The organism is Erwinia sorbitola (assembly GCF_009738185.1).
Taxonomy (GTDB): domain Bacteria; phylum Pseudomonadota; class Gammaproteobacteria; order Enterobacterales; family Enterobacteriaceae; genus Erwinia; species Erwinia sorbitola.
Genome location: NZ_CP046509.1, coordinates 4,077,972 through 4,104,830, shown reverse-complemented (window position 1 = coordinate 4,104,830; position 26,859 = coordinate 4,077,972). Strand labels below are relative to the sequence as shown.

Genomic DNA, 26,859 nt, shown 5'->3' with positions numbered 1-26,859 from the left:
AACTACTGAGTCAATGAAATGAGTGAAATTGTTTTTGGGATCCACGCCGTGCAGGCGCTGCTTGACAGCGACCCGCAGCGTTTCCAGGAAGTCTTTATTCTGAAAGGGCGCGATGACCGTCGTTTGCAGACGCTGGTCAAAGCACTGGAAGCGCAGGGCATCGTCATTCAGGTGGCGAGCAAGCAGGTGCTGGATAGCAAATCTGAAGGGGCGGTACACCAGGGGATTATTGCCCGCGTGAAGCCAGGCCGTCAGTATCAGGAAGGCGATCTGCCGGATCTGCTGGCCAGTCTGGATAGCCCGTTCCTGCTGATCCTTGACGGTGTAACTGATCCGCATAACCTTGGTGCCTGTATGCGCAGCGCAGATGCAGCCGGTGTCCATGCGATTATTCTGCCAAAAGACCGTTCAGCCCAGCTGAATGCCACGGCGAAAAAAGTCGCCAGCGGCGCGGCTGAACATATCCCGCTGATTCGCGTAACTAACCTGGCGCGCACTATGCGTGTTTTACAGGAAGCCAACGTATGGATCGTCGGTACTGCTGGAGAAGCCGATCACACCCTGTACCAAAGCAAAATGACCGGCCCGATGGCGCTGGTGATGGGCGCAGAAGGTGAAGGAATGCGTCGTCTGACCCGTGAACACTGCGATGAGCTGATCAGCATCCCAATGGCGGGCAGCGTCTCCTCGCTCAACGTCTCGGTAGCGACCGGCGTTTGCCTGTTTGAAGCGGTGCGCCAGCGCAGCGTGAAGTAACCACCTTACCGGGGCGTTCCCAGCGCTCCGGAATTATTACCCTCTGAAGCCCCGTAGAAAATCGCCGATGCGTACCACAGACCGGGTGCCACCGTTTCGTTAACCAGCAGAATTTGATAGTAACGTGCTCCCGCTTGATTGGCTCTCGCTGCCAGCGCTCGAATTGCATCGTCAGGGGATCCGCGCACTGTCACGCTGGCACTACCGATACGAGGCAGCGATCCACTCTGCGCCCGGTTAATCTCCACCGCCTGCGCTTTGGGGGCGGGCGGAGGCTGCGGCGTACTCTTTAGCACGCTACAGCTGCTTAATAACAGGGCAATCAGCAGGGCCGTTATCGGGCGCTTAATCGGAAGCATAGTCATCATCTCAAAACGATATGACTTTCAGTGTACGCCAGTTTAAGACTTGACGTTAAACACCTTCACCAGTTCGCTGAGGTGATGCCCCTTACGGCTGAGTTCCTGTGCGGTTTGCTCAGAATGCATAACCAGTTCACTGTTTTGATGCGTTGCCTGACCGATTTGCGCCATGGCCATATTCACATGACTGATACCGCTGGACTGCTCGTGTGACGCAACGTTAATTTCACTCATTAACGCTTTCACCTGCTCAATGCGTCCGGTGATATTGTCCATTGCCTGGCGGGTTTGTTCAGACAACTCATGCCCCTGCACCACTTTACGTAGTGAATCAGCAATCAGGTGATCAATCTCTTTCGCGGCATGTGCGCTGCGCTGGGCCAGAGCCCGTACTTCAGCGGCAACGACGGCGAAACCTTTGCCATTTTCCCCGGCACGCGCCGCTTCCACCGCAGCATTCAGTGCCAGAATATTGGTCTGGAAAGCGATAGACTCAATAACCTGAGTGATATCGGCAATGCCCTGAGATGCGGTCTTGATATCAGACATGGTGACCACCGAATGGCTGACGGTGGCGGAACCCTGGCTGACAGCTTCTGAGGCTTCCCCGACCAGCTGCAACGCCTGGGCTACATTGCCCGCGTTCTGTTCCACCGTGGCGCCCAGCTGTTCCATACTTGTGGATGTCTCCTCAACGCTGCTGGCCTGGCGGGTAATCTGCTCACTGATGTTTCCGCTGCTGGTGACAATGGCTTCGGTACCGCTGGCAATGTCATCCGCTGCATGACGTACCTGGGCCACCACACGTTCAAGGCCGTCACCGATGCCGTTAATAGCGACAATCAGCTGACCAATTTCATCCTCACGTCGTGTATCCAGGGTTGCCAGCAGATTGCCCGCGGCATACTGCCGTGCCAGGGTAATCACCTGTTGCAGCGGCTGGCTCACCCAGCGACGTGTGATCCAGACAAACATCATGGCAAACAGCAGCACCATTGCAGCACCAATCAGCAGAAACAGATTGCGCGTCTGCTTCACTGGTGCCAGCAGGCTGGTTTTATCAACATCGCCCACAACGACCCAGTTCCATTCCGGCACATATTTCCAGGTGAGGATCCTCTCTTTACCTGCGCTGTCCGTGGTTTCCAGCGTGCCATCAGGCTGTTTTAACAGCCGGTCACGGGCCTCCTGCGGCAGATCGGGCTTTTTACCCTCAAGTGAGGTGTGGAACAGATAGTCGCCGTACTGCTTCCCCTCAGCCCGGTTCAGTACGTAGAAAGAACCGTCAGCACTCGGGTGCTTCACCAGCACTTTTTGGCGGATAATCGCGTACTGTTTTGTGATATCTACACCGACAAACAGAATGGCAATCACCTCACCTGCGGCATTACGAATCGGCAGGTATTGAGTGATATAGCGCTTGCCAAACAGCATCGCCATACCGCGAAAAACCTCCCCTTTCTGTATCGGTTGCCAGGCGGGGCTGCTATGGTCAAGTTTGGTTCCGATAGCTCGCTCGCCATTTTCTTTGCGCAGTGAGGTGGAGATTCGTACAAACTCCCCGGCCTGAGTACGGACAAAAATAGTGGCGATGGCGTCGGTACGCTCCTGGAAATCATCAACCAGCACCTGATCAAGGTTCAGAGTGCGCAGCCCGGCACGCAGGGTTGGCGTCTGCTGGTCGCCGACTGCGATTGGCTGGGATTCGTCCAGCGAGAAGCGTTTCGGCAGGAAACTCTGGAACAGTTCGCTGTAGTTACTGACCTCTTCGGCCAGAGTAGTGTTAAACATACTGGCCATATCGCCGATGCCGCTTACCTGGTTTTCCATATCCGTCAGCGTCAGGGTGTGGGCCTGTTTTGCTGCGTTATGACTGAGCGTCAGGGTTAGAATAATAAACAGCACAGCAACGCTTATAGAGGTCATTACCGAAAGTTTTACGCCCAGACTCCATGTCTTGAGAGAGAGACGCTTCATCGTTATGCCTTAATTCGTTAGGGGATTACACGAATTAACGGCATTCCTGGAAGAAAGTTTACCCCTTAAACTCAGGGGAAACCGGCTGTGTTTTTCTGCTCGCGATATCCTGTTAATAAGGCTGTGCTTTTATTCACCACTACGGCGCTATGTTCTAAAAAAAAGTGGGCATCGCGCGCATTTTGACAAGGAGATGTAATGATTGAAGTGAACACAGAACGTTTCGCCAATATCGAATGCTTACATGCCTGTCCGGCGGGTCAGCGACATGAGCCACTGCCTACGGTGCTGTTCTATCATGGCTACACGTCATCAAAAGAGGTCTATTCCTACTTTGCGGTAGCGCTGGCGCAGGCGGGTTTCCGTGCCATTCTCCCGGATGCAGATATGCACGGATCACGTTACGACGGTGACAGCGAGCGGCGCTTAACCCACTTTTGGGAGATCCTGCGTAGCAATATTGACGAAGTGGCGGGTATTGTACAGGCGCTGCGGGAGCAGACTCTGATTGAGGGGGCAAGGCTGGCGGTAGCCGGGGCCTCAATGGGCGGGATGACTGCACTGGGAGCGCTGGCACGTTATCCACAGCTGCGCAGCGCAGCCTGCATGATGGGTTCTGGCTACTTCAGCCAGCTGGCCCATACGCTGTTTCCGCCGCTGGTGGCGCGCACCCCTGATCAGCGAAAGGTGCTGGCTGAAAGGCTGGCACCGCTGGATGAGTATGAGGTCAGCCACCAGTTAGCCAAAATAGCCAACCGCCCGCTGCTGGTATGGCACGGCGAAGCGGATGATGTGGTGCCTGTCGCTGAAAGTGTACGGCTGGAAAAAGCCCTGCGTGAAAGCGGGCAAGACAGCAATCTGACCTACCTGACAGAAAAGGGCATCGGGCACCGCATCACGCCGCCAGCGTTGACCGCGATGACGGCCTTCTTTAAGCACCATTTGTAATCCTTGCGGGCGGGGGATGACCCGCCCAGGTTCGCCCCAGAGATTTACCTTGTGTTCGTCGCCCCTCGCAAGTATGATTACGCGTCAATTTTTCAGCCGCATTCTCAGGTCGTGACCGGCACTTTTTTGGTCATGGCTTATAACGTTCCTTGCTTCCATGGGCCGCGGCTGACCCCGACAGGAGGCTGAATAATCCGTAAGGAGCAAATTCGATGCGTCATTACGAAATCGTATTTATGGTTCACCCTGACCAAAGCGAACAGGTTCCTGGCATGATCGAGCGTTACTCTGCAACCATCACTGGTGCAGAAGGTACGATCCACCGCCTGGAAGACTGGGGCCGCCGTCAGCTGGCTTACCCGATCAACAAACTGCACAAAGCCCACTACGTTCTGCTGAACGTTGAAGCTCCGCAGGAAGCGATCGATGAGCTGGAAACTAACTTCCGCTTCAACGACGCCGTTATCCGCAGCATGGTTATGCGCGTTAAGCACGCGGTAACTGAAGCATCTCCGATGGTTAAAGCGAAAGACGAGCGCCGTGAGCGTCGTGAAGATTTTGCTAACGAAACCTCTGATGATGCAGATGCTGGGGATTCTGAAGAGTAATTTCCGTGACGGCTAATCGACTGATGCTGTCGGGCACTGTGTGCAAGGCACCAACGCGAAAGGTCAGCCCGTCAGGAATTCCACACTGCCAGTTCGTGCTTGAGCATCGTTCAGAGCAGGTGGAAGCCGGTTATAACCGGCAAGCCTGGTGTCGGATGCCGGTGATTATCAGCGGCAAAGCCCATCAGGCCATTACTCAAAGTATAACGGTCGGCACGCAGCTAACTGTTCAGGGATTTGTTTGCAGCCATCAAGGGCGCAACGGCCTGAATAAACTCGTACTGCATGCCGAGCAGATTGAATTGATAGATTCTGGAGACTAGCCAAATGGCACGTTATTTCCGTCGTCGCAAGTTCTGCCGTTTCACAGCGGAAGGCGTTCAAGAGATCGATTATAAAGATATCGCAACGCTGAAAAATTATGTCACTGAAAGCGGTAAGATCGTACCGAGCCGTATCACCGGTACTCGCGCAAAATACCAGCGTCAGCTGGCTCGTGCTATCAAGCGCGCGCGTTACCTGTCCCTGCTGCCGTACACTGATCGTCATCAGTAACGGCAACTGTCCATTAACGACTTTAAGAGGATAAGGTAATGCAAGTTATTCTGCTTGATAAAGTAGCAAACCTGGGCAGCCTGGGTGATCAGGTTAACGTTAAAGCGGGCTACGCTCGTAACTTCCTGGTACCACAGGGCAAAGCTGTTCCTGCTACCAAGAAAAACGTTGAATTCTTCGAAGCACGTCGTGCAGAACTGGAAGCCAAACTGGCTGACGTTCTGTCTGCAGCTAATGCACGCGCAGAGAAAATCAATGCACTGGGCACCGTTACCATCGCGTCTAAATCAGGCGACGAAGGTAAACTGTTCGGTTCCATCGGTACCCGTGACATCGCTGACGCAGTAACTGCGGCTGGCGTTGAAGTGGCTAAGAGCGAAGTTCGTCTGCCGAACGGCGTTCTGCGTACTACCGGTGAGCACGAAGTGGACTTCCAGGTTCACAGCGAAGTATTCGCTAAACTGATCGTAAACATCGTTCCTGAAGCTTAATCGCCTCAGTATCGCATGTACAAAACGCCGCCCCTCGGGGCGGCGTTTTTGTTTGTCGCCGTAGTCGCCGTAATAGCAGGCGACTGCTGGGGCAGCAATATTACTGCGCTTTTATAAACGTCCCGTCTGGCTGTCGGGTAAACAGAATCTCGCCATCTGCTCCTGCCAGCGTTAACCCGGTTACCACTCCCTGTGCATCCTGACGGATCCTCACTGCCTGCCCGGCATGTAACGTGCTGAGGGGTTTGTCGTCGCCCTCCACCTGCGCCATCGCAAACACATCATTGACCGGCAGATTATTATCGCGGAACAGCTGCGCCAGCGTCTGGCCTGAAGCGATGGTGAAATCATGCCATTCGCCCTGTGAATCCTGCTGCTGTGTGGAGGCAGGAGGCGGAGGCGCATCCGACAGTTCTGCCTGCAAAGGAACATCGGTTGCTCCACTCTGTATCGGCGTCACGGTACGTTGTGGAGCCGGTGCAGGCCACAGGAAGGCCAGCAGGATCAACAGCGCCGCAGCAATAATCCCGCGGCGATGCGAGGGCGGCAGTGGATCCATCCAGCGAATATCATCTGGCAGATGCCAGAGACGGCTGAACCACGGCGATAAGCGTGATATAAGCGGTACATTTGGCATGGTGTCTTCCTCCTGGCGCGACACTCGCGCGATCGGTAAGCTCTTCGTTATCCATTGTTTGACTCTGGCAACAAAAAGCGGCCTTTTCCTTCGCCTGCGGGCAATCTGGCCCATTTAAAACCTCTGAATACATGTAGCTGAACCGATACCCGTTATGCCCAGGATAAAAATCCCGGCTAATGAAAGTATAGGCCTGACAGCCACAGGAGATGCTGAATAGTGAGAGGCGGTATTGTTTCTGTTTCCTGGCGAAAAGTCACCAGTGGAAGATGGGATTTTACGCCCGTTGCCTGCGCTGTTATGCTTCGTCTTCGGTTTTATCAATGATGAAAGGAAAATCCATGACAACCCCTTCTTTTGACAGCGTTGAAGCGCAAGCAAGTTACGGTATCGGCTTACAGGTCGGTCAACAGTTGCAGGAATCAGGTTTGCAGGGTCTGCTGCCGGAAGCACTGCTGGCAGGTCTGCGCGATGCGCTGGAAGGGAATGCCCCGTCCGTTCCTGTTGATGTGGTTCACCGCGCCCTGCGTGAAGTTCACGAGCGTGCTGAAGTCGTCCGTCAGGAACGTCAGAAGGCGATGGCAGTAGAAGGTCAGAAGTTCCTGGAAGATAACGCGAAGCGTGAAGGCGTCAGCAGCACTGAGACAGGCTTACAGTTCAGCGTGCTGACTCAGGGTGAAGGAGCTATCCCATCCCGTCAGGATCGCGTACGCGTCCATTACACCGGTAAACTGATCGATGGCAGCGTGTTCGACAGTTCCGTACAGCGTGGCGAACCGGCTGAATTCCCGGTAAGCGGAGTGATCCCTGGCTGGATCGAAGCACTGACGCTGATGCCAGTAGGCTCCAAATGGGAACTGGTTATCCCTCACAACCTGGCTTACGGCGAGCGTGGTGCCGGTGCCTCCATTCCACCATTCAGCACCCTGGTGTTTGAAGTGGAACTGCTGGAAATTCTGTAATTTCTGCAAGAATTACACTAAGTCATTAACACGAATGCCAGCCGCTAAACTCAGGCTGGCATTTTTGTTTCTACTGGTGGCGCTGACTCATTATTGCGCGCAGGCGATAATGAGCGATGAGACAAAGCCTGAACCTGAACCCTCCCTCCGTGTTACGGATTGAAGTCGGGTAACCCTCGCAGAATAGAGTGAAATCTTGCCGTGCTATCACAGGAAATTGTGATGCTGTTCGCGGATTTAGCCGTCCGGAGAACCAATGGCACATCGCCTCACCTGACATCCGTCAATGCAGTCAAAAATTACAGGAAAGCGTGTCCCGCTAAGGCAGGTGCGCTATGCTGTTGAAAAAAGGCTTACCCAGTGCGTTTTACCACGGCAGCATGCGCCATAGATGGAACTGCTATCCTTAAATAGGGGCATCCGGTGCTGCGCAGCAGTGCCGTGATAACGCCAGGCGATCAGGAGGTGAACAGTGTTAGATAAAATTTGCCAGATGGCACGTGAAGCAGGCGATGCCATTATGCGCGTATACGACGGACAGGTGCCGCTTGATGTGGCGCATAAATCAGATGATTCACCGGTGACGGCGGCGGATATTGCTGCGCACAAAGTTATCGTTGCCGGGCTGTCACAGCTGACACCGGAAATCCCGGTACTGTCAGAAGAAGATCCTGCCAGCTGGGAAATCCGCCAGCACTGGCAGCAGTACTGGCTGGTTGATCCGCTGGATGGCACCAAAGAATTTATCAAGCGTAACGGCGAGTTCACAGTAAATATTGCCCTGATTCAGCAGGGTAAACCGGTGCTGGGCGTGGTTTATGCCCCGGTGCTGAATGTGATGTACTCGGCGGAACAGGGCAAAGCCTGGAAAGAAGAGGGCGGCCATAAAATACAGATTCAGGTGCAGGATGCGCGCCCGCCGCTGGTGGTGATTAGCCGCTCTCACGCCAGCTCAGATGAAGAGCTGAAAGAGTATCTGGCTCAAATGGGTGAGCATCAGACCACGGCAATCGGCTCCTCGTTAAAATTCTGCCTGGTGGCGGAAGGAAAAGCCCAGCTCTATCCCCGCTTTGGGCCGACCAATATCTGGGATACCGGCGCAGGTCACGCCGTGGCACTGGCAGCAGGCGCGCATGTGACTGACTGGCAGGGGAAAACGCTGGACTATACGCCGCGCGAATCCTTCCTCAACCCAGGTTTCCGCGTGTCGATCTACTGATTCGTGATAGCGGGGCGCTATCTGCGCTATCTGCGCTATCTGCGCTATCTGCGCTCCGCTGCGCTGACCGGGTTATCCGGTCAGCCCGACATCATGCTCTATTGCAGTAGCTGATGTAACAACGCCATCACCTGTTTTACCTCATCCTGCGTCAGCGCCCCTTCTTTGACGAATTGTACCTGCGCGTGTTTATCCAGCACGATAATCGCCGAGCCGCCGCCAGCCAATTGCCACGCCTGATTGACTGCGCCATTGCTATCGACAATAAACTGCGACCATGGGAACTGCCGTTTATTGTTCTCAATACTGCTGCGCACAAACATACCGGTGCCCGGGATCGCATCGTCAGTATTTACAATCGTGGTGGTCTGATAACGGTCATGAGGCAGTTTGGCGGCTTTGATAGCCTCTATCAGTGCGGCATTCTGCTCTTTAGCCGAAGAGCGTCCGGCAATATGTTGGATCACCCGTACTTTCCCTGCCAGCTGTGCACTGTTCCAGTTTTTGTAGCTAAACTTATCCTCTTTGAAAAGCAGCTCCCCCCTGTCTGCGACGCCAACCGGTGCCAGGCGCTCACCGGGGTGAACATTGTGTGCCGCCGTGGTGAACGGCAGCAGCAGCACGGAAAGCATTACTGCGAAAATACGGATTCCTGACATAGTTGCTCCAGTATGTTTAGTGGTCTGATCAGTTAGTCATGCTACTGAAATAATATGCGCGGATGATGCTGCTGTCGCATCGAACTAACATCTTTGCAACACACCGCACAAATCCCTGTGAATTGAAGGTTTATACTGTGTCTGTACAGTCAGGTAACAGAGAGTACTGTCATGATGTGTAAACACAGTAAAAAAATTCAATTTTAGGAACATTGGAAGCGAACGATGTTCTATAGTACAGGCACTTTGCGTTTCACCAATTCGTGCCCAGCTTGGCAACGACGAGGCGTATTTACTCTTTAGGAGTTGAACAAGAATGAAGATTTTCCAGAAATATAACCCATTTCAGGTAGCGAAATATGTTAAGACGTTGTTTCGCGGACGGTTATATATCAAAGACGTTGGTGCTTTTGAGTTTGATAAGGGCAAGATCCTTATTCCACGCGTCAAAGATAAGCAGCACTACAGTGTGATGTCGGAAGTTAACCGTCAGGTCTTGCGATTGCAGACCGAATTTAACTAACAAAAAAAGGCGCTGACAGCGCCTTTTTTGTGTCTGAAATTCAGAGCGAGAGACTTCACTTTGCTTCTCTCTTTGTGTCGGCGACTGCCTCGCCTGACACTCCTACGAAGACATAGTGGCGTCTTCAGGATCCTTCGGTAATGCAGGCGCTGTTGGCGGGCGCGCATCAATACGGGTCACCAACAGCTGATCAATACGGTAACTGTCGATATCCACCACCTCAAACTTAAAGCCATGGAACTTCACAAAGTCGGTGCGCTTAGGAATCTTACGCAGCATAAACATCATAAAGCCGCCAATCGTTTCGTAGTTACCTGACTGCGGGAACTCATCGATATGCAGTACACGCATCACGTCATCAATCGGGGTGCCGCCTTCAACCAGCCACGAGTTCTCATCACGGGCGACAATCTGCTCTTCCAGCCCCTGACCAACCAGATCGCCCATCAGCGTGGTCATCACGTCGTTAAGAGTGATAATCCCCACCACCAGCGCATATTCATTCATGATTACCGCGAAGTCTTCCCCGGCGGCTTTAAAGCTCTCCAGTGCCTCTGACAGCGTCAGCGTATCGGGTACGATTAGTGCCGAACGGATTTGCAGGCCGCTGTTCAGCGCCATACTCTGATTGCCCAGCACGCGCAGCAGCAGCTCTTTCGAGTCGACATAGCCAACAATATGGTCAATATCTTCGTTACAGACCAGGAACTTAGAGTGCGGATGGCGCGCAATCTTCTCTTTCAGGCTGTTCTCATCTTCATGCAGATCGAACCAGACTACGTTTTCACGCGAGGTCATTGATGAAGGCACCGTGCGTGACTCCAGCTCAAAGACGTTCTCAATCAGTTCATGCTCCTGCTTACGTAAAACGCCTGCCAGCGCTCCGGCTTCCACCACCGCATAGATATCGTCAGAGGTAATGTCGTCTTTGCGCACCAGTGGAATTTTAAACAGGCGGAAAATGATGTTCGCCCCGCCGTTAAAGAACCACACCAGAGGGCGGAACATAAACAGACAAAAGCGCATAGGATGGATGATTTTCAGCGCAACGGTCTCTGGTGCAATCATCCCCAGGCGTTTGGGGAACAGGTCAGCGAATAGAATAAACAGGCTGGTGACCAGCGTGAAAGAACAGATAAAGCTGATACTTTCGGCCGTTTCCGGGGTAGTCACGCGCTCAAACAGCGCACGGAACGCGGGTGAAAATGCGGAGTCGCCGACAATACCGCCGAGGATCGCCACGGCATTCAGGCCAATCTGCACCACGGTAAAGAACATGCCGGGATTCTCCTGCATCTTCATCACGTGTTGCGCATTGACATTGCCTTCGTCGGCAAGCAGCTTGAGTTTTATTTTGCGGGCAGCCGCCAGCGAGATTTCAGAGAGAGAGAAAAACGAGCTGATCGCGATCAGCAGCACGATGACAAGAAAACTGTCTAACATAAAGCATCCATTAGTTGGCTCGGCTCAGTGGGCAATCGGGAAAACAATCGCGCGGAAAGAGAAGGCCGGGTTAATCACTTGTCATTTTTGGCCTGGGCAGCGCGCAGTCAGTATTTCCTGCGTACATCACATCAGGTAGTGCAGTGATTCAGGGCTATCCGTGCCAAAAATGTCTGCGATTCGGCCAGCGCCGGAGCAGAAGGGTAATCAGGCTGCGGAGCGGCCTGTGAGGTGATTATAGCTGCGGCATCGGGCGCTTACAATTGCGGCAGCGCACAGACGCTAATTATCCTTAAGGCACACTAATTACGTGGTTTATGCCAGATGACAGCTTATGAAAATCCAGGTGCAATCTTACCGTAGCCACTACACCTCCAGGGCGTCAGCGCAGAGAGAAGGCGGGCTGATAAACGGGATGATACTTGTCTGATACTGATAGCACGTTACACTCCTTTTACGGCAAATTACGATCCTGTGTTGTAACGTACCGTGACTTTGCACAGAATAAGCACGAAATTTGCGTTAGGTACGGACTGAATCGAGCCAGAAGAAGAGGTAAGGTAGTGCGCAAAACAACACTTTTTTTTCGGTTCGCGAATTAATTTTTACCAGATTAAGCCCAGTGGATAGCGGGCTGGCAATAAAAACGGGAGTAAGCGTGCCACGATTTCATGTGTATTGCATGTCTTGTCTGCTGATCGTCGCACCTGTCGCTCAGGCTGCGAATGTTCGTTTGCAGGTAACAGGTTTATCGGGGGAATTACAGAAGAACGTCAGGGCGCGTTTATCCACCATCACCAGTGATGAAGTCACCTCCGACGGGCGCTTTCGTGCGCGCGTTAGCGATGCGGTGAAAGAGGGGCTGAAAGCGCTGGGTTACTATGAACCGCAGATCGATTTCGAGCTTCAGCCGCCGCCAGCAGGTGGGAAACGTCAGGTTCTGATCGCAAAGGTTACACCGGGGGAGCCGGTGAAAATTGCCGGAGAGACGGTGATTCTGCGCGGCGGCGCCCGCACTGATGAAGATTACCAGCAGCTGGTTCGCGATGGTAAACCTAAACTGGGTACGGTGCTGAACCACAGCGATTACGATAAGTTTAAAAGCTCTCTCAGCAATATGGCGCTGCGTAAAGGCTACTTTGACGGCGATTACCGCAAAAGCCAGCTTGGCGTATCGGTTGAACGGCGTGAGGCCTTTTGGGATCTCGATTATGACAGCGGCCAGCGTTATCGCTTTGGCGACGTCAGTTTCGAAGGCTCGCAAATCCGCGAAGATTACCTGCAAAACCTGGTGCCGTTTAAAAAGGGGGATTACTACAATTCTCGCGATTTAGCCGAACTTAACCGCCGCCTCTCTGCCACCGGCTGGTTTAACTCGGTGGTGGTTGCCCCTGAATTTGATAAAGGACGTGACAGCAAGGTGCTGCCGCTGCATGGCGTTGTTTCGCCGCGCACCGAGAACACCATTGAAACCGGCGTTGGTTACTCGACGGACGTCGGCCCGCGCGTCAAAGCTACGTGGAAAAAGCCCTGGGTTAACGATCGCGGGCACAGCCTCAGCACCAGCGCTAACATCTCCGCACCTGAACAGCAGTTAGATTTCAGCTATAAAATGCCGCTGCGTAAAAGCCCACTGGAGCAATATTACCTGCTGCAGGGCGGGCTGAAACGTACCGATCTTAACGATACCAAAGCGGACTCAACCACGCTGGCCGCCTCTCGCTACTGGGACAGTTCCAGCGGCTGGCAGCGCGCGGTTAACCTGCGCTGGAGCCTCGACCACTTTACGCAGGGTAGCGTTACCAACACCACGATGCTGATTTATCCTGGTGTCAGCGTCAACCGCACCCGCTCTCGCGGCGGCCTGATGCCTACCTGGGGTGATTCACAGCGCTACTCTCTTGACGTCTCTGACACCACCTGGGGTTCGGATATCGACTTCGCGGTGATCCAGGCTCAGAACGTCTGGATCCGTACCTTGCAGGATAAGCACCGTTTTGTGGTGCGCGGCAATCTTGGCTGGATTGAAACCAACGACTTTGAAAAAGTCCCGCCAGATCTGCGTTTCTTCGCCGGGGGCGACCGCAGTATTCGTGGTTACAAATACAAAGGTATTTCACCACGAGATGATGAAGGCAAACTGACCGGTGCCTCGAAGCTGGCTACCGGCTCGCTCGAATATCAGTACAACGTCAGCGGGAAGTGGTGGGGGGCAATGTTTATTGACTCCGGCGAAGCCGTTAACGACATCAAGAAGAGCAATTTTAAAACCGGTGCGGGTGTAGGCGTGCGCTGGGAGTCGCCGGTAGGGCCGATAAAACTTGATATCGCCCGTGCAATTGGCGACGACGATCATCGTGATATTCAGTTTTACATTGGTTTGGGGCCTGAGCTATGAAGTGGTGGAAAAAGGGCCTGATTGGCATTCTTATTTTTATCGTGCTGCTGTTTGGCGGCGTGGCATTTCTAATCGGAACCACAACCGGCCTGCATATGGTGCTGAATGGTGCTGCACGCTGGGTTCCCGGGCTGGATATTCAGCAGGTGAACGGAGGCTGGCGCGACCTGACCCTGCGCGGCGTAAAGTATGAAATGCCGGGCGTTACGGTCAACGCGGGCGAGTTCCATCTGGCATTACGGCTCGGCTGCCTGAAACAGAGCGCCTTCTGCGTTAACGATCTTTCACTGAAGGACGTTCACGTGGTTGTGGACAGTAAAAAGATGCCGCCTCCGGCCAACCCACCGGTAGAGGAAGAGAGCAGCGGCGGCGAAATCAGCACGCCATATCCGCTCACTCTTAGCAGACTGGCGCTGCATAACATTAATCTCACCATCGACGATACCGCGATTTCGCTGGCAGATTTCACCAGTGGCCTGCACTGGGAGGGGCGCTCGATGACGCTGACCCCAACCCATATTCAGGGGCTGTTAATTGCGCTGCCCAAAGCGGCGAAAGTCGCCAATGAAGAAGTTATTCAGCCGAAAGTGCAGCAGCCAACCGCAGAAGAACCGCCGCTGGGGGAAACGCTAAAGGCGATGTTCGCCAAACCGTTGCTGCCGGATCTGCCAGAGTTCATCCTGCCGATTGACGTTAATGTGCAGGAGATCCTCGGTGAACAGCTGCGAATTACCGGCGATACTGATATTGCCGTTCAGCGCCTGCTGCTGAAGGCGAAAACCGAAAATAACCGGCTCCAGCTTCAGACGCTGGATATCGATTCGCCACAGGGGCAGCTGAATGCCCAGGGCGAGGCGACGCTGAGTGGTGGCTGGCCGGTTAACTTTACCCTCTACAGCCAGCTCAATATGGATCCGATCAAAGGTGAGAAGATCAAAATGACGCTGGGTGGCGGGCTGCGTGAGACGCTGAAGCTCGGTCTGAATCTCTCTGGCCCGGTGCGTGTACAGCTGGATGCCGATACCCGTCTGGCTGAAGCGGGCCTGCCGCTCAATATGACGCTGCAAAGCCCACAGCTGCGCTGGCCGCTGGAAGGTGAGACGCAATACCAGGCGGATAATTTCAACTTCAGTTTTAACGGTAAGGCTACCGACTATGTGATGTCGCTGAAGGCGGCGCTTAAAGGGCAGGGTATCCCGCCTGCTACGCTGACGCTGGATGGCAAAGGCAACGTGGAACAGTTCTCGCTGGATAAGCTGCGTCTGGCGGCATTGCAGGGTAATACTGATCTGACGGCGATGGTGGACTGGAGCAAAGCGATCAGCTGGCGCAGTGAACTGACGCTCTCCGGTATCAACACGGCGAAGCAGTACCCGGACTGGCCGGCAAAACTGGAGGGTAAAATCACTACCCGAGGCAGCCTGTATGGCGGCAGCTGGCAGATGCGCGTACCGGAACTGAAACTCAGGGGCAACGTGCGGAATAACGCGATCAGCGCTGACGGCACCCTGTACGGCAACAGCTATAATCAGTGGGATATTCCCGGCATTAAACTGGTGCTGGGGCGCAACAATATCAACCTCAAAGGCTCGCTGGGTGACAAGCTGAACCTGGATGCCGATATTGATGCACAGCATCTGGATAATGCTCTGCCGGGTCTTGGCGGAGTGGCGAAAGGCACTATCCGTGCTCGTGGCGATCTGAAAACGCCGCAGCTGCTGGCGGATCTTACTGCTACCGGGCTGCGCTGGCAGGCCATGAGCATTGGGCGTGTCAAGCTGGACGGAGATGTCAGTTCCGGCGAGCAGATCCAGGGCAAGTTGAAGCTGCGCGTGGAGCAGCTTAAGCAGGATGCACTGGCGGTTAATCTGCTGACGCTGGATGCCAGCGGAACGGAAAAACAGCATCAGCTGAAGCTGAATATGCAGGGTGAACCGGTATCTGGCCAGCTGGCTCTCAGCGGTAGCTTTGACCGCGCCACAGAGCGCTGGCAGGGCAATCTGAATAACACCCGTTTTGATACGCCGGTGGGCGAATGGCGTTTAACCCGCGCTATTGCACTCGATTATCTTAACGCGAAGCAGACCGTCAGCATCGGGGCGCACTGCTGGCAGAACCCAAATGCCGAGCTGTGCGTGCCGCAGACGATTGAAGCTGGCCCATCCGGGCATGCGCGCGTGGTGCTCAACCGCTTTAATCTGGCGATGATCAAGCCGTTTATGCCTGAAGCTACCCAGCTTACCGGAGTATTCAGCGGTGATGCCGATGTTGCCTGGACTGCCGACGGTGCTCTGCCGACTGGCCGTGTATCCCTGAAGGGCAACGGTGTGAAAGTGGAGCAGGATGTGCAGGGCAATACGCTGCCCATCGCCTTCAACACGCTGAATCTTAACGCCGCACTGAAAAACGGTCGTGCACAGCTCGACTGGCTGATCCGCATCGCGGGTAACGGTCAGCTCGATGGTAACGTGCAGATTGCCGATCCTGAAGGGCGGCGTACCTTGTCCGGTAACGTGAATATCACCAGCCTGTCGCTGGCAATGCTCAACCCGGCCCTGATGCAGGGCGAGAAAATTACCGGCATGCTGAACAGTAATCTGCGCCTGGGCGGTAACCTGCAAAAACCGCAGGTCTTCGGCCAGCTCGGGCTGCGTGGTGTCGACGTTGAAGGCAGCTTTATGCCGGTCGACCTCACTACCGCCAGCCTCTCGATGGTGTTCAACGGTATGAGTTCGACGCTGGAAGGGGTGATTCAGACCTCACAGGGGCAGATTGCTCTTAACGGCGATGCTGACTGGAACCAGCTCGACGCGTGGCGTGCGCGCATTGCGGCGAAGGGCGATAAAGTTCGCGTCACCGTGCCGCCGATGGTTCGAATGGACGTGTCACCGGATCTGGTATTTGAAGCTACACCCGAGCTGTTCAACCTTGATGGTCGCGTAGATATTCCCTGGGCGCGCATCACCGTGCAGGAGGTGCCGGAAAGTGCCGTTGGTGTCTCCTCTGATGAAGTGCTGCTGGATAAAGACCTGAAGCCTGTTGCGCCGAAGAGCAGCGGTATCCCGATCAACAGCAACCTGACGATTCACGTCGGTAACGATGTGCGCCTGAGTGCCTTTGGTCTGAAGGCCAAACTCAACGGCGATCTCAAGCTGGCGCAGGATAAACGCGGCCTGGGGCTGAATGGCCAGATCAATATTCCGTCCGGGCGCTTCCATGCTTACGGTCAGGATCTGATCGTGCGTAAAGGCGAGCTGCAATTCTCCGGTCCGCCGGATCAGCCTTATGTGAATATTGAGGCGATCCGCAACCCGGATGCCACTGAAGATGATGTTACTGCCGGGGTACGCGTGACCGGCATGGCGGACGAGCCGAAGGTGGAGATCTTCTCCGATCCGGCGAAATCCCAGCAGGAAGCCTTGTCTTATCTGCTGCGCGGGCAGGGTTTAGGTGCCAGCGGTAGCGATAGTGATGCATTAACTTCCGCTCTGGTAGGATTGGGGGTTGCACAAAGTGGGCAGGTTGTGGGTAAAATCGGAGAGACCTTTGGTGTCAGTAACCTGGCGCTGGATACTGCGGGTGTTGGCGACAGCCAGCAGGTGCAGGTCAGCGGCTATGTACTGCCGGGTCTACAGGTAAAATACGGTGTTGGCATATTTGATTCACTGGCGACGTTAACGTTGCGTTACCGCCTGATGCCCAAACTCTATTTGGAAGCCGTGTCTGGTATTGATCAGGCACTGGATGTGCTCTATCAGTTTGAGTTCTAGCAATGCGAATAATTGTCTATGGTAGCCTGCGGCGTAAGCAAGGTAATAGTCACTGGATGACAAACGGGCAGTGGCTGGGCGATCATCAGATCGACGGCTACGCACTTTACAGTTTTGGTCATTATCCGGGAGTGGTTGCGGGTGAGGGGAAGGTCTGGTGCGAAGTTTACCGGATCGATGCCTCTACCCTGGGCGAGCTGGATGCGCTCAGAACCAAAGGGGGGGAGTACAAGCGTGAGCTGGTACAAACCCCTTACGGAAGTGCCTGGCTGTACGTTTATCAACGTTCCGTGGCGGGCAGGGAGCGCATCGATAGCGGCGACTGGCTGCAACGTGATAGCAACAAGTAACCCATAAAAAAACACCGCTCAATGAGCGGTGTTTTTTTGCGCCTGACGGCGAACCGTACGGCGTTAAACCGGCTTATTTCTTCGCAGCGCGCTCGAAAGAAGAGACGATTTCAGCTTTAGCGGCTTCAACGCCTTCCCAGCCGTCAACTTTAACCCATTTGCCTTTTTCCAGCGCTTTATACTGCTCGAAGAAGTGGGTGATCTGGCCGCGCAGCAGTTCTGGCAGGTCGTTCACATCCTGGATGTGCTCGTACTCTTTGCTCAGTTTGCTGTGTGGAACCGCAACAACTTTGGCATCTTCGCCAGATTCGTCGGTCATTTTCAGTACGCCAACCGGACGGCAGCGAATCACAGAACCAGGCTGTAACGGATATGGAGTTGGAACCAGTACGTCAACCGGGTCACCGTCCAGAGACAGGGTGTGGTTGATGTAGCCGTAGTTGCACGGATAGAACATCGCTGTCGCCATGAAACGGTCAACGAACAGTGCGCCAGTCTCTTTGTCGACTTCGTATTTGATCGGAGAGGCGTTAGCCGGGATTTCGATCACGACGTAGATATCGTCTGGCAGGTCTTTACCCGCTGGTACCAGGTTCAAGCTCATTGTGAATTCCTTCAATCATCTTAGGTTGAGTGCTGGCTATTATAGCCGTGTCATCTTCAAAGTACCTTTCCTTTTTCCGCCTTTCAGATTGCTCCGTGCCGGAGCGGTTATCATGCTGCCTGCGGTGGCAAAATGAACAGAAAGTCCGCTCTTTTTTATTGCGAGTTTGACTTAAGGAGCACTGTTTAATCATTTTCCAGTTTTCTTCCTTTCCCGATGTGTATTTCCCTCATGCCGCTTGACACTTTTTCGGCCTGTTGAGGCAAAGCACAATAAAAATGCTGAAAGCCGCTTAATAGCGGCTAACGGGTTTCCTGTGATGGATCAATTTAATCCTGATTACGGTTAAAGCTGAATAATGTTATTGCCGATACCCTGGACGATTTTAGGTGCCAGAAATGACCAGACTTCACTCTATCGGGAAACGATCATGCTAAAGAGAATCTCAATACGTACGGGTTTATTAGCGCTACTGACCATGATGACGCTGCTGCTGCTAGTCGTCAGCGTGATGGGAATTATCGCTATCCAAAAAGGAAATCGCTCGTTGGATGTTATCAACCGCATCCAGGGCATTGAGTTAAATGCGCTCTATATGAGCAACGGCAATCTGCTGCGCGCCCGTGCCACCGCTGCGCTGGCCGTACGCAAACTTGAAGTGGGTCTGCCGGATGAGGCCGCAGATATTGCCAAACATTCTGCCAGCTATGTGGCTTTATCGGAAAGCGAGCTGAAACGATTCGTTGATGCCGGAACGGTGACAGAACACGGCAGAATTCTTGCTCAAGCTGTAGTTTCCACCCATCAGGAATATCTTGCGAAGGGTATTACGCCGCTGATGGATGCTTTGCAAAAACAGCAGGTGGATAACTACTACAGCATCCTGGAAGGGAACATCTCTGAACTTGCGGGTAATTTCTCCAATGCGGTAGATGCGTTTGGCAAATATGCCGATGAGGTGAGCGCCGGCCAGATGGCTCAGGCAGCACATAATCAAACCGTAATGACGGTGCTGATCCTGGTGAGTGGAGCACTGACGCTGCTGCTGGTGGCGCTGGCGTGGATGATCCTGCGTGTGCTGCTGCTGAGGCCGCTGGATAACGCCATCAAACATCTGGAACACGTGGCCGCAGGCGATCTGACCCAGCCGGTACCGGAAAGCAGCAACAATGAGCTGGGCCGGTTAAATGCAGCACTTGATACGATGCAGCAGTCGCTACAGCATTCGGTCGGCCTGGTGCGTGATGCCAGTATGCAGATTGATATTGGCAGCCGTGAGCTGGCCTCGGGTAACCTTAACCTCTCCCAGCGTACCGAAGAGTCGGCAGCCTCGCTGGAACAGACTGCCGCAAGCATGGAGCAGCTGACTGCTACAGTGAAGCAGAATGCCGATAACGCTCACCAGGCGCATCTGCTGGCGAGTGCCGTATCTGATACTGCCGATCGCGGTGCTGAAGTGGTGTGCTACGTTATGGAGAAGATGTCTGAAATCTCTAACAGCTCACAGCGTATCGGCGACATCCTCGGGGTGATTGATGGTATCGCCTTCCAGACCAATATCCTGGCGCTGAATGCCTCTGTTGAAGCCGCACGAGCGGGTGAACAGGGCCGTGGCTTTGCCGTGGTTGCTACCGAGGTGCGTAACCTTGCACAGCGCAGCGCGACGGCGGCGAAAGAGATTCGTACCCTGATTAGTGAGTCGCAGACTCGCGTCAGTGAAGGCTCTGATATGGCAACCAAAGCCGGGGAAACCATGGATGAAATCTCAACGGAAGTGATGCGTGTAACCACGTTGATGAAAGAGATCTCCAGCGCCTCGCAGGAACAGAGTCGTGGTATTGAGCAGGTGAATCTGGCGGTGACACAGATGGATGAAGTGGCGCAACAGAATGCCGCACTGGTTGAAGAAGCGGCTGCCGCTACGCAATCGCTGGAAGAGCAGTCCCAGCAGCTGGTGCAGACTATGGCAGTCTTCAGGGTGACTCAGGCAGCATAAAAAACAGGGGGCGAGACATCAGCCTCGCCCCCCGGGTTTCGTTTAAACAGCCAGAGGCTTATTTATCCGGGTATTCACGCAGGAAACGTTCGGTATCGTTCACCATATGATCGTTACCAACGAAGAACGGCGAACGCTCATGCAGGCTTTGCGGCACCAGGTCGAGGATACGGTTTTCACCATCGCTGGCTTTACCGCCTGCCTGTTCTGCCAGGAACGCCATCGGGTTGCACTCATACAGCAGACGCAGCTTGCCTTTCGGGTGGCTGGCGGTGCTTGGATAGAGGTAGATCCCGCCTTTCAGCAGGTTACGGTGGAAATCTGCCACCAGCGAACCGATATAACGTGAGGTGTAAGGACGCTGAGTGGCGACATCCTCTTCCTGACAGAATTTCAGATATTTCTTCACACCCTGCGGGAAGCGGATGTAGTTACCTTCGTTAATGGAGTAGGTGTAACCCTTTTCCGGGAAGGTCATACGCTCTGCGCTCAGGCAGAATACGCCCAGCGACGGGTCGTAGGTAAAGGCATGCACGCCACAGCCAGTGGTATAAACCAGCATGGTGGACGAGCCGTAGACCACGTAACCTGCTGCAACCTGCTGGCTACCCGGCTGTAGGAAGTCTTCTTCAGTCACCGGCGTACCTGGCGGGGTAATGCGGCGATAGATGGAGAAAATAGTTCCGACAGAAACGTTTACATCAATGTTTGAGGAGCCGTCGAGAGGATCCATCAGCACCACGTACTTGCCGTTTTCTGCACCTTCGAAGATCACAAACTCATCTTCTTCTTCTGATGCAATACCGGCAACAATTCCACGAGCCTTCAGCGCGGCTTTCAGCTTTTCATTGGCAAACAGATCGAGCTTCATCTGCACTTCGCCCTGAATATTCTCAGCGCCGCTGGCACCCAGAATATCGACGAGGCCGGCCTTGTTAATATCGCGGTGGATGATCTTGGCGCCCAGCTTGATCGCGGAGATCAAAGCGGTCAGTTCACCCGTTGCGTGTGGAAAGTCGTGTTGCTTCTCGACGATAAATTCGCCTAACGTTTTCATAACACAATCCCTGAATCTGCGGTTGAGTAGCAGCCTGGTTCACAAACTGCCAACGTATGCGTACGCAGTTTAGCCGATTGAACGATAAAGAACATAGGGCAAATCCGTTTCTTCCGCACGTTGAGGGCGCTACACTAGGGCCGAACTTTTACGAAACGGACCTTTTATGCGTATTCATATCCTTGGTATCTGCGGCACCTTTATGGGTGGACTGGCGATGCTGGCCCGCGAGCTAGGCCATGAAGTGACCGGCTCTGATGCTAACGTTTACCCGCCAATGAGCACGCTATTGGAAAAGCAGGGTATTGATTTAATTCAGGGTTATGATGCTTCACAGCTCGATCCTGCGCCGGATCTGGTGATCATCGGTAACGCGATGACCCGTGGCAACCCGTGCGTGGAAGCGGTGCTTGAGCGCAATATCCCCTACCTTTCTGGCCCACAGTGGCTGCATGATTTTGTGCTGCGTGACCGTTGGGTTATTGCGGTCGCTGGCACTCATGGCAAAACCACCACCGCAGGCATGGCAGCGTGGATTTTACAGGCCTGCGGCTATGAACCGGGCTTTGTTATCGGTGGCGTTCCGGGAAATTTCGAAGTATCAGCGAATTTAGGAAAAAGCTCATTCTTCGTTATTGAGGCCGATGAGTACGACTGCGCGTTTTTTGACAAGCGCTCGAAGTTTGTTCATTACTGCCCGCGCACCCTGATCCTCAACAACCTAGAATTCGACCATGCCGATATTTTTGACGATCTGCGGGCGATTCAAAAACAGTTCCATCATCTGATTCGTATCGTACCAGGGCAGGGAAAAATCTTGCTGCCAGAGCATGATGCTAATCTGAAACAGGTGATCGCGATGGGCTGCTGGAGCGAGCAGGAAACCGTGGGCGATAACGGCCACTGGCAGGCGAAAAAGCTGTCGCCGGATGCTTCGCACTGGGAAGTGCTGCTCGACGGTGAGCGTGTGGCGCAAGTGAACTGGTCGCTGGTGGGTGAGCACAACATGCATAACGGCATGATGGCCATTGCCGCCGCCCGCCATGTTGGGGTGAAGCCGGAAGATGCGGGACGTGCGCTGAACGATTTCATCAATGCGCGCCGTCGTCTGGAGCTGCGTGGGGAGAGTAACGGCATCAAAGTCTATGATGACTTTGCCCATCACCCGACGGCAATCCTCGCTACGCTGGCTGCACTACGCGGTAAAGTGGGCGGCACGGCACGTATCCTGGCGGTACTGGAACCGCGTTCGAATACCATGAAAATGGGCATCAGCAAGGACGATCTGGCTCCGGCGCTGGGGCGTGCTGATGAAGTGTTCCTGTATCAGCCGCACCACATTCCGTGGCAGGTTTCTGAAGTGGCAGATGCCTGTATTCAGCCTGCCCAATGGAGTGCCGATCTCGATACGCTGGTAGAGATGATCGCCAAAAAAGCCCAGCCGGGAGATACCATCCTGGTGATGAGCAACGGCGGCTTTGGTGGGATCCATCAGAAATTGTTAGACAGGCTGGCGTAAGTCAGCTGGTGAAGCAGGCGAGGCATGCCCCGCCCCTGTGCGTAGGGGGCTGGCATGCCGGGCCGATACCGGAAAAAAATGTAATTAAGACGCCTGGGCCAGCTCGCGCAGATACTGGAAAATCTGACGGTATGCTTTCGGCGGTTTGTTGGTGGCTTTCTCTTTCTGCGCATTACGAATCATCGCACGCAGCTGCTGGCGGTCAGCATTTGGGTAGAGATTAAGCACCTCTGGCACCGCTTCATCGCCTGACTCGACCAGACGATCACGCAGTACTTCCAGCTTATGGAACAGCGCAACCTGCTGGTTGTGACGGTTCTTCAGCTTATCCAAAGCGGTACGGATCGGCTCTTCATCGCGTGAACGCAGCATTTTACCGATCAGCTGCATCTGGCGACGGCGGCCCTCTTTCTTAATCTTCTGCGCCAGCTCTATAGCGGCACGCAGATCCTCATCCAGTGGAATTTTATCCAGGGAATTTTTCCCCAGCTCCACCAGCTCACCACCCAGGCGCTTCAGCTCCTCGGCGTCACGTTTTATCTCACTTTTACTGACCCAGATAATCTCATCGTCTTCTTCTTCTTCGTTATCTGGTACATCATCGAGCCAGTCGTCGGGCTGCTTGGTCATTGGTACGGCTCCTGAAAAAGAGGCTAATGCTATCAGGTTACGAGGCTACTGCGAAATTGTTCTCTGAGTCTGTTAGACTCAAAATAAGCCTTATCACCCTGGCGCGGTTTCGCCAGCGCGTTAAGCCACCGAAAAATCGCACTATTAATTATATGGCAGGTCGATGAAATTACTCTCCCAAGTTGCAGAACAGCGTAAAACCCTGGAACAGGCGATAGCGACAGCACTCGAACTGGCAAGCGCCAGCAGCGACGGAGCGGAAGTCGCGGTAACCAAAACCACCGGCATCAGCGTAAGTACGCGCTATGGCGAAGTGGAAAATGTTGAATTTAACAGCGATGGTGCTCTGGGCATCACCGTTTATCATCAGAACCGCAAAGGCAGCGCCTCTTCCACCGACCTCAGCCCGGATGCGATTAAACGCACCGTGCAGGCTGCGCTGGATATCGCCCGTTACACCTCTCCCGATCCTTACGCGGGTGTAGCCGATCGCGATCTGCTGGCGTTTGATGCGCCGGATCTCGATCTGTTTCATCCGGCAGAGATCGACGCCGATCGCGCTATCGAACTGGCGGCGCGTGCCGAGCAGGCTGCACTGAAGGCTGATAAGCGTATCACCAACACCGAAGGCGGCAGTTTTAACAGCCACGTCGGGATTAAAGTGTTTGGTAACAGCCACGGCATGTTACAGGGCTACTGCTCCAGCCGTCACTCTCTATCCAGCTGTGTGATCGCGGAAGAGAACGGTGATATGGAGCGGGATTACGCTTACACTATTGGTCGTGCCTTTGCAGATCTGAAATCTCCGGAAGCGGTGGGTGAAGAGTGTGCCCGCCGCACCCTGTCGCGCCTTTCTCCGCGTAAACTCTCAACCATGAAAGCGCCGGTGATGTTTGCCGCTGAAGTGGCAACCGGCCTGTTCGGCCATTTAGTGGGGGCGATCAGCGGGGGCAGCGTTTACCGTAAATCGACCTTCCTGCTTGATTCACTCGGCCAGCAGATTCTGCCTGAGTGGCTGACCATTGAAGAGCACCCACATCTGTTGAAAGGGTTGGCGTCAACGCCGTTTGACAGCGAAGGGGTTCGTACTCAGCGCCGCGACATCATCAAAGATGGCGTGTTGCAGAGCTGGCTGATGACCAGCTACTCCGCACGCAAGCTGGGGCTGCAAAGCACCGGACATGCTGGCGGCATTCATAACTGGCGCATCGCCGGTCAGGGTCACAGCTTTGACGCTATGCTGAAACAGCTGGGCACCGGGCTGCTGGTGACGGAGTTGATGGGGCAGGGTGTCAGCGGAATTACCGGAGACTACTCCCGTGGCGCGTCCGGCTTCTGGGTTGAAAACGGCGTGATTCAGTATCCGGTCAGTGAGATCACCATTGCCGGTAACCTGAAAGATATGTGGCGCAACATTGTCACCGTGGGCAGCGACATTGAAACGCGCAGTAATATCCAGTGCGGTTCAGTTTTGTTACCAGAAATGAAGATCGCCGGGCAGTAATTTTCGAATTTAAGCGTATGCTGAAAAGGCGACCTTCTAATGGTCGCCTTTTTTAATGTACAAATGATACCCATTTATACCCGGCAGCCTTCAGGGTATACAAAAAATAGGATCTGAGATGCGTAAATTATTGATTGCAATGTTGAGTACCACCTTGTTGTGCTCCAGTTTCTCGCTGCTGGCGCAGGATCTGGAAGGTAATATGGATATTCTCAAAGGTGCATATCGCACGGTACAGAAGACCGACGATAAAGCTGAAATGGTGAGAGCCTTAACCGATATGCGTGCAGCAGCGGAAAGTGCTAAAACTCAGACGCCAGATAAACTCAAAGGCCAGGCGGAGGACAGTGCGCAAAGAAAAGACTACCGCGCCGAGCTTGATAAGCTGATTGGCCAGATTGATACCAGCCTGAAGCTGGCAAACAGCGGTGACCTGCCTGGGGCAAAGGAAGAGGCGAAGAAATTTGCCGATACCCGCGATGCCGGACATAAAAAATTCCGCTAATTATCGTGTGCGTTGCTTTGTGTTAATCGGATGTTATTTCCCAGACGATCGTTGCGGCGACCGTCTGTTTTACCACTGTGCGCTGTAAAGCAATGCTGATTCTTAAGTTGTTATAGCTCTCTGTAACAAGATTTGATTTAATATAACCAGTGGTTTTGCTTTTACTTTTTTCTAGTGTAAATCCATTTATGATAGCTTCCGCTGCATATGATTCTAACAAGGGATTGTTTGATGATATCTTTGATCAATTCCTCATTATATTGAGAAAATGATGTTTAACATGTTGATGAAGTTTTTCTCTATGATTCTTCATGGATTGGGTCAGCTTTTGTTTGGCGGTAGCATAATTATATTTGCCTGGTTTGTTTTTTTCTCAGAGTCTGAGTATAAATATATTTATGCCATACCTGCGGCTTTTCTCTTTGCTTTAGCATTCTGCCTTTATTATTTTGGTGACAGAATTAGCGATAAACTTTTTTGGCGAAAAAAAGATCAGAGGTCTGAATTAAATAGAAATAAATATAATAAATAATGGCTTGTTATCATAACGCGCTGAAGTAATGACTTTCCCACTCTTTTTTATATGATCTTTGGGTCATAAGGTTTACTTCTGTCTGCGCTGTTACAAACAGAGTTTTTCCTTTTATCCCTCACCTTCATGCATTAATCATGTAAATAAATCCTTTTTTTTGTGATTTCTCTCCCGATTTAATCTCCCCTGTGCACATTTCACCGCTTTTGCGACATCAACCCGGCGCTATCCGTTTATTTCCACTTCAATGCGGAAAAAGTCGTTCTACACAGAACTCAGGCCTGAGGTTAACTTAACCCCATGGTTAATAAGAGGGGACGAACGTGAGCAACGGAGCCGCGCCAGCGAGCGCGTTAACACTACAGGATAATGAAATTCAGGCGCTGGCTGTGCAGGTTATGGCGCAAATTACTCATCTGTTTGCCGCCAGAAATATTCTGCCAAATCCTGTGCAACAGCAGATGCTTAATTCTCATGTGCGGGCCATGGCGCTGCGTTCCCTGACTGGTGAAGCATTACCCGAGGTTGAAGCTGACCTGTTTGAGGATATTTCCGCCGAGTCGATGGCGCTGGCGCAGCAGGTAGTGGATCTGTTCGGCAATCTGCCCAAAGAAGAGGCCTGGTTGCTCTCTGTGCATTTCGAAGTCGCCAAAGAGAATGAATAGCGGCCTGGTCTGCTTGCCATTTTAGGTTTGGGCAGTGTTTAAAATCCTCACGTACAACCTGTACGCTCCGGTTTTTGCGCGCTGTCCGCACCCGAACTGACTGCGCCACGATGCCTGTAAAAACGCTTACCGCTTCTCCGGAAATATACACCGAACCCGCAGGGGCGGGGCATGCCCCGCCCGCTAAAT

The 26,859-nt window shown here is 53.4% G+C and carries 26 protein-coding genes; 18 read left to right on the top strand and 8 right to left on the bottom strand.

All coding sequences use genetic code 11. The features are described from left to right. Positions 1 to 18: 18 nt before the first annotated feature. Complete coding sequence (gene rlmB / locus GN242_RS18700) at positions 19 to 756, top strand: 23S rRNA (guanosine(2251)-2'-O)-methyltransferase RlmB (protein ID WP_154752849.1); 738 nt, start codon at positions 19 to 21, stop codon at positions 754 to 756. Between the two features lie 5 nt (positions 757 to 761). Here rlmB and bsmA read toward each other — a convergent pair whose 3' ends face one another. Together bsmA and GN242_RS18690 are read right to left on the bottom strand one after the other, a co-directional pair. Next, positions 762 to 1,115 (bottom strand): biofilm peroxide resistance protein BsmA, encoded by a 354-nt coding sequence (gene bsmA / locus GN242_RS18695; protein ID WP_154752848.1) that lies wholly within the window; start codon positions 1,113 to 1,115, stop codon positions 762 to 764. A gap of 42 nt (positions 1,116 to 1,157) precedes the next feature. Continuing rightward, complete coding sequence (locus tag GN242_RS18690; RefSeq protein WP_154752847.1) at positions 1,158 to 3,095, bottom strand: methyl-accepting chemotaxis protein; 1,938 nt, start codon at positions 3,093 to 3,095, stop codon at positions 1,158 to 1,160. A 198-nt stretch (positions 3,096 to 3,293) separates the two neighbouring features. Between GN242_RS18690 and yjfP the strand changes: the two genes are divergently transcribed. The 5 genes from yjfP (at position 3,294) to rplI (ending at position 5,697) form a co-directional block, all read left to right on the top strand. Continuing rightward, positions 3,294 to 4,043, top strand: coding sequence for an esterase (gene yjfP / locus GN242_RS18685; RefSeq protein ID WP_154752846.1), 750 nt, complete (start codon positions 3,294 to 3,296; stop codon positions 4,041 to 4,043). A gap of 212 nt (positions 4,044 to 4,255) precedes the next feature. Continuing rightward, on the top strand, positions 4,256 to 4,651 hold the full coding sequence (gene rpsF, locus GN242_RS18680) for a 30S ribosomal protein S6 (protein ID WP_004160104.1): 396 nt from the start codon (positions 4,256 to 4,258) through the stop codon (positions 4,649 to 4,651). A gap of 5 nt (positions 4,652 to 4,656) precedes the next feature. Continuing rightward, a complete protein-coding gene (gene priB, locus GN242_RS18675) occupies positions 4,657 to 4,974 on the top strand; it encodes a primosomal replication protein N (protein WP_156288005.1) in 318 nt (105 codons plus the stop codon). 4 nt (positions 4,975 to 4,978) lie between these two features. Further along, positions 4,979 to 5,206: a 30S ribosomal protein S18 gene (rpsR, locus tag GN242_RS18670; RefSeq protein WP_062745644.1), complete on the top strand. Its 228-nt coding sequence runs from the start codon at positions 4,979 to 4,981 to the stop codon at positions 5,204 to 5,206. A gap of 38 nt (positions 5,207 to 5,244) precedes the next feature. Then, entirely contained in the window at positions 5,245 to 5,697 is a 453-nt protein-coding gene (rplI, locus tag GN242_RS18665) for a 50S ribosomal protein L9 (protein ID WP_154752845.1), read from the top strand. A gap of 100 nt (positions 5,698 to 5,797) precedes the next feature. On the opposite strand, the gene GN242_RS18660 is transcribed toward rplI, so the two are convergent. Continuing rightward, positions 5,798 to 6,334: a LysM-like peptidoglycan-binding domain-containing protein gene (locus tag GN242_RS18660; RefSeq protein ID WP_154752844.1), complete on the bottom strand. Its 537-nt coding sequence runs from the start codon at positions 6,332 to 6,334 to the stop codon at positions 5,798 to 5,800. Between the two features lie 341 nt (positions 6,335 to 6,675). On the opposite strand from GN242_RS18660, the gene bamJ reads away from it, so the two are divergent. Together bamJ and cysQ are read left to right on the top strand one after the other, a co-directional pair. Beyond that, on the top strand, positions 6,676 to 7,296 hold the full coding sequence (bamJ, locus tag GN242_RS18655) for a BamJ family beta-barrel-assembly machinery protein (protein ID WP_154752843.1): 621 nt from the start codon (positions 6,676 to 6,678) through the stop codon (positions 7,294 to 7,296). 472 nt (positions 7,297 to 7,768) lie between these two features. Further along, positions 7,769 to 8,515, top strand: a complete 747-nt coding sequence (gene cysQ, locus GN242_RS18650) for a 3'(2'),5'-bisphosphate nucleotidase CysQ (RefSeq protein WP_156288004.1) — start codon at positions 7,769 to 7,771, stop codon at positions 8,513 to 8,515. A gap of 98 nt (positions 8,516 to 8,613) precedes the next feature. On the opposite strand, the gene GN242_RS18645 is transcribed toward cysQ, so the two are convergent. After that, positions 8,614 to 9,147, bottom strand: coding sequence for a YtfJ family protein (locus GN242_RS18645; RefSeq protein WP_230320709.1), 534 nt, complete (start codon positions 9,145 to 9,147; stop codon positions 8,614 to 8,616). Between the two features lie 343 nt (positions 9,148 to 9,490). Here GN242_RS18645 and GN242_RS18640 point away from each other — a divergent pair, with 343 nt between their 5' ends. Further along, a complete protein-coding gene (locus GN242_RS18640) occupies positions 9,491 to 9,697 on the top strand; it encodes a DUF1107 domain-containing protein (RefSeq protein WP_154752841.1) in 207 nt (68 codons plus the stop codon). 102 nt (positions 9,698 to 9,799) lie between these two features. Here GN242_RS18640 and paeA read toward each other — a convergent pair whose 3' ends face one another. Beyond that, positions 9,800 to 11,140, bottom strand: coding sequence for a polyamine export protein PaeA (gene paeA, locus GN242_RS18635; RefSeq protein WP_154752840.1), 1,341 nt, complete (start codon positions 11,138 to 11,140; stop codon positions 9,800 to 9,802). A 682-nt stretch (positions 11,141 to 11,822) separates the two neighbouring features. On the opposite strand from paeA, the gene tamA reads away from it, so the two are divergent. The 3 genes from tamA to GN242_RS18620 are packed head-to-tail and all read left to right on the top strand — an operon-like array spanning position 11,823 to position 17,658. Beyond that, a complete protein-coding gene (gene tamA / locus GN242_RS18630) occupies positions 11,823 to 13,538 on the top strand; it encodes an autotransporter assembly complex protein TamA (RefSeq protein WP_154752839.1) in 1,716 nt (571 codons plus the stop codon). After that, the gene (gene tamB, locus GN242_RS18625; protein ID WP_154752838.1) at positions 13,535 to 17,308 is read left to right on the top strand and encodes an autotransporter assembly complex protein TamB; all 3,774 of its coding nucleotides are present in this window, start codon (positions 13,535 to 13,537) and stop codon (positions 17,306 to 17,308) included. The genes tamA and tamB overlap by 4 nt, the downstream gene beginning before the upstream one ends. A gap of 2 nt (positions 17,309 to 17,310) precedes the next feature. Next, complete coding sequence (locus tag GN242_RS18620; protein ID WP_154752837.1) at positions 17,311 to 17,658, top strand: gamma-glutamylcyclotransferase family protein; 348 nt, start codon at positions 17,311 to 17,313, stop codon at positions 17,656 to 17,658. 73 nt (positions 17,659 to 17,731) lie between these two features. Here the strand turns inward: GN242_RS18620 and ppa are convergent, their stop codons facing one another. Beyond that, positions 17,732 to 18,262: an inorganic diphosphatase gene (gene ppa / locus GN242_RS18615; protein ID WP_133842529.1), complete on the bottom strand. Its 531-nt coding sequence runs from the start codon at positions 18,260 to 18,262 to the stop codon at positions 17,732 to 17,734. A gap of 430 nt (positions 18,263 to 18,692) precedes the next feature. Here ppa and GN242_RS18610 point away from each other — a divergent pair, with 430 nt between their 5' ends. Further along, positions 18,693 to 20,258, top strand: coding sequence for a methyl-accepting chemotaxis protein (locus GN242_RS18610; protein ID WP_154752836.1), 1,566 nt, complete (start codon positions 18,693 to 18,695; stop codon positions 20,256 to 20,258). 58 nt (positions 20,259 to 20,316) lie between these two features. Here GN242_RS18610 and fbp read toward each other — a convergent pair whose 3' ends face one another. After that, positions 20,317 to 21,315 (bottom strand): class 1 fructose-bisphosphatase, encoded by a 999-nt coding sequence (gene fbp, locus GN242_RS18605; RefSeq protein ID WP_154752835.1) that lies wholly within the window; start codon positions 21,313 to 21,315, stop codon positions 20,317 to 20,319. Positions 21,316 to 21,481: 166 nt separating this feature from the next. Here fbp and mpl point away from each other — a divergent pair, with 166 nt between their 5' ends. After that, positions 21,482 to 22,834 (top strand): UDP-N-acetylmuramate:L-alanyl-gamma-D-glutamyl-meso-diaminopimelate ligase, encoded by a 1,353-nt coding sequence (gene mpl / locus GN242_RS18600; protein ID WP_156288003.1) that lies wholly within the window; start codon positions 21,482 to 21,484, stop codon positions 22,832 to 22,834. An 84-nt stretch (positions 22,835 to 22,918) separates the two neighbouring features. Here mpl and yjgA read toward each other — a convergent pair whose 3' ends face one another. Further along, on the bottom strand, positions 22,919 to 23,464 hold the full coding sequence (yjgA, locus tag GN242_RS18595) for a ribosome biogenesis factor YjgA (protein WP_154752833.1): 546 nt from the start codon (positions 23,462 to 23,464) through the stop codon (positions 22,919 to 22,921). 163 nt (positions 23,465 to 23,627) lie between these two features. Between yjgA and pmbA the strand changes: the two genes are divergently transcribed. From pmbA to GN242_RS18575, 4 genes are all read left to right on the top strand, one after another. Beyond that, positions 23,628 to 24,968, top strand: a complete 1,341-nt coding sequence (pmbA, locus tag GN242_RS18590) for a metalloprotease PmbA (protein WP_154752832.1) — start codon at positions 23,628 to 23,630, stop codon at positions 24,966 to 24,968. Between the two features lie 118 nt (positions 24,969 to 25,086). Then, the gene (gene cybC, locus GN242_RS18585) at positions 25,087 to 25,473 is read left to right on the top strand and encodes a cytochrome b562 (protein WP_156288002.1); all 387 of its coding nucleotides are present in this window, start codon (positions 25,087 to 25,089) and stop codon (positions 25,471 to 25,473) included. Positions 25,474 to 25,753: 280 nt separating this feature from the next. Further along, entirely contained in the window at positions 25,754 to 26,005 is a 252-nt protein-coding gene (locus tag GN242_RS18580) for a hypothetical protein (RefSeq protein ID WP_156288001.1), read from the top strand. Between the two features lie 323 nt (positions 26,006 to 26,328). Beyond that, a complete protein-coding gene (locus GN242_RS18575) occupies positions 26,329 to 26,670 on the top strand; it encodes a glycine dehydrogenase (protein WP_255476742.1) in 342 nt (113 codons plus the stop codon). Positions 26,671 to 26,859 lie beyond the last annotated feature (189 nt).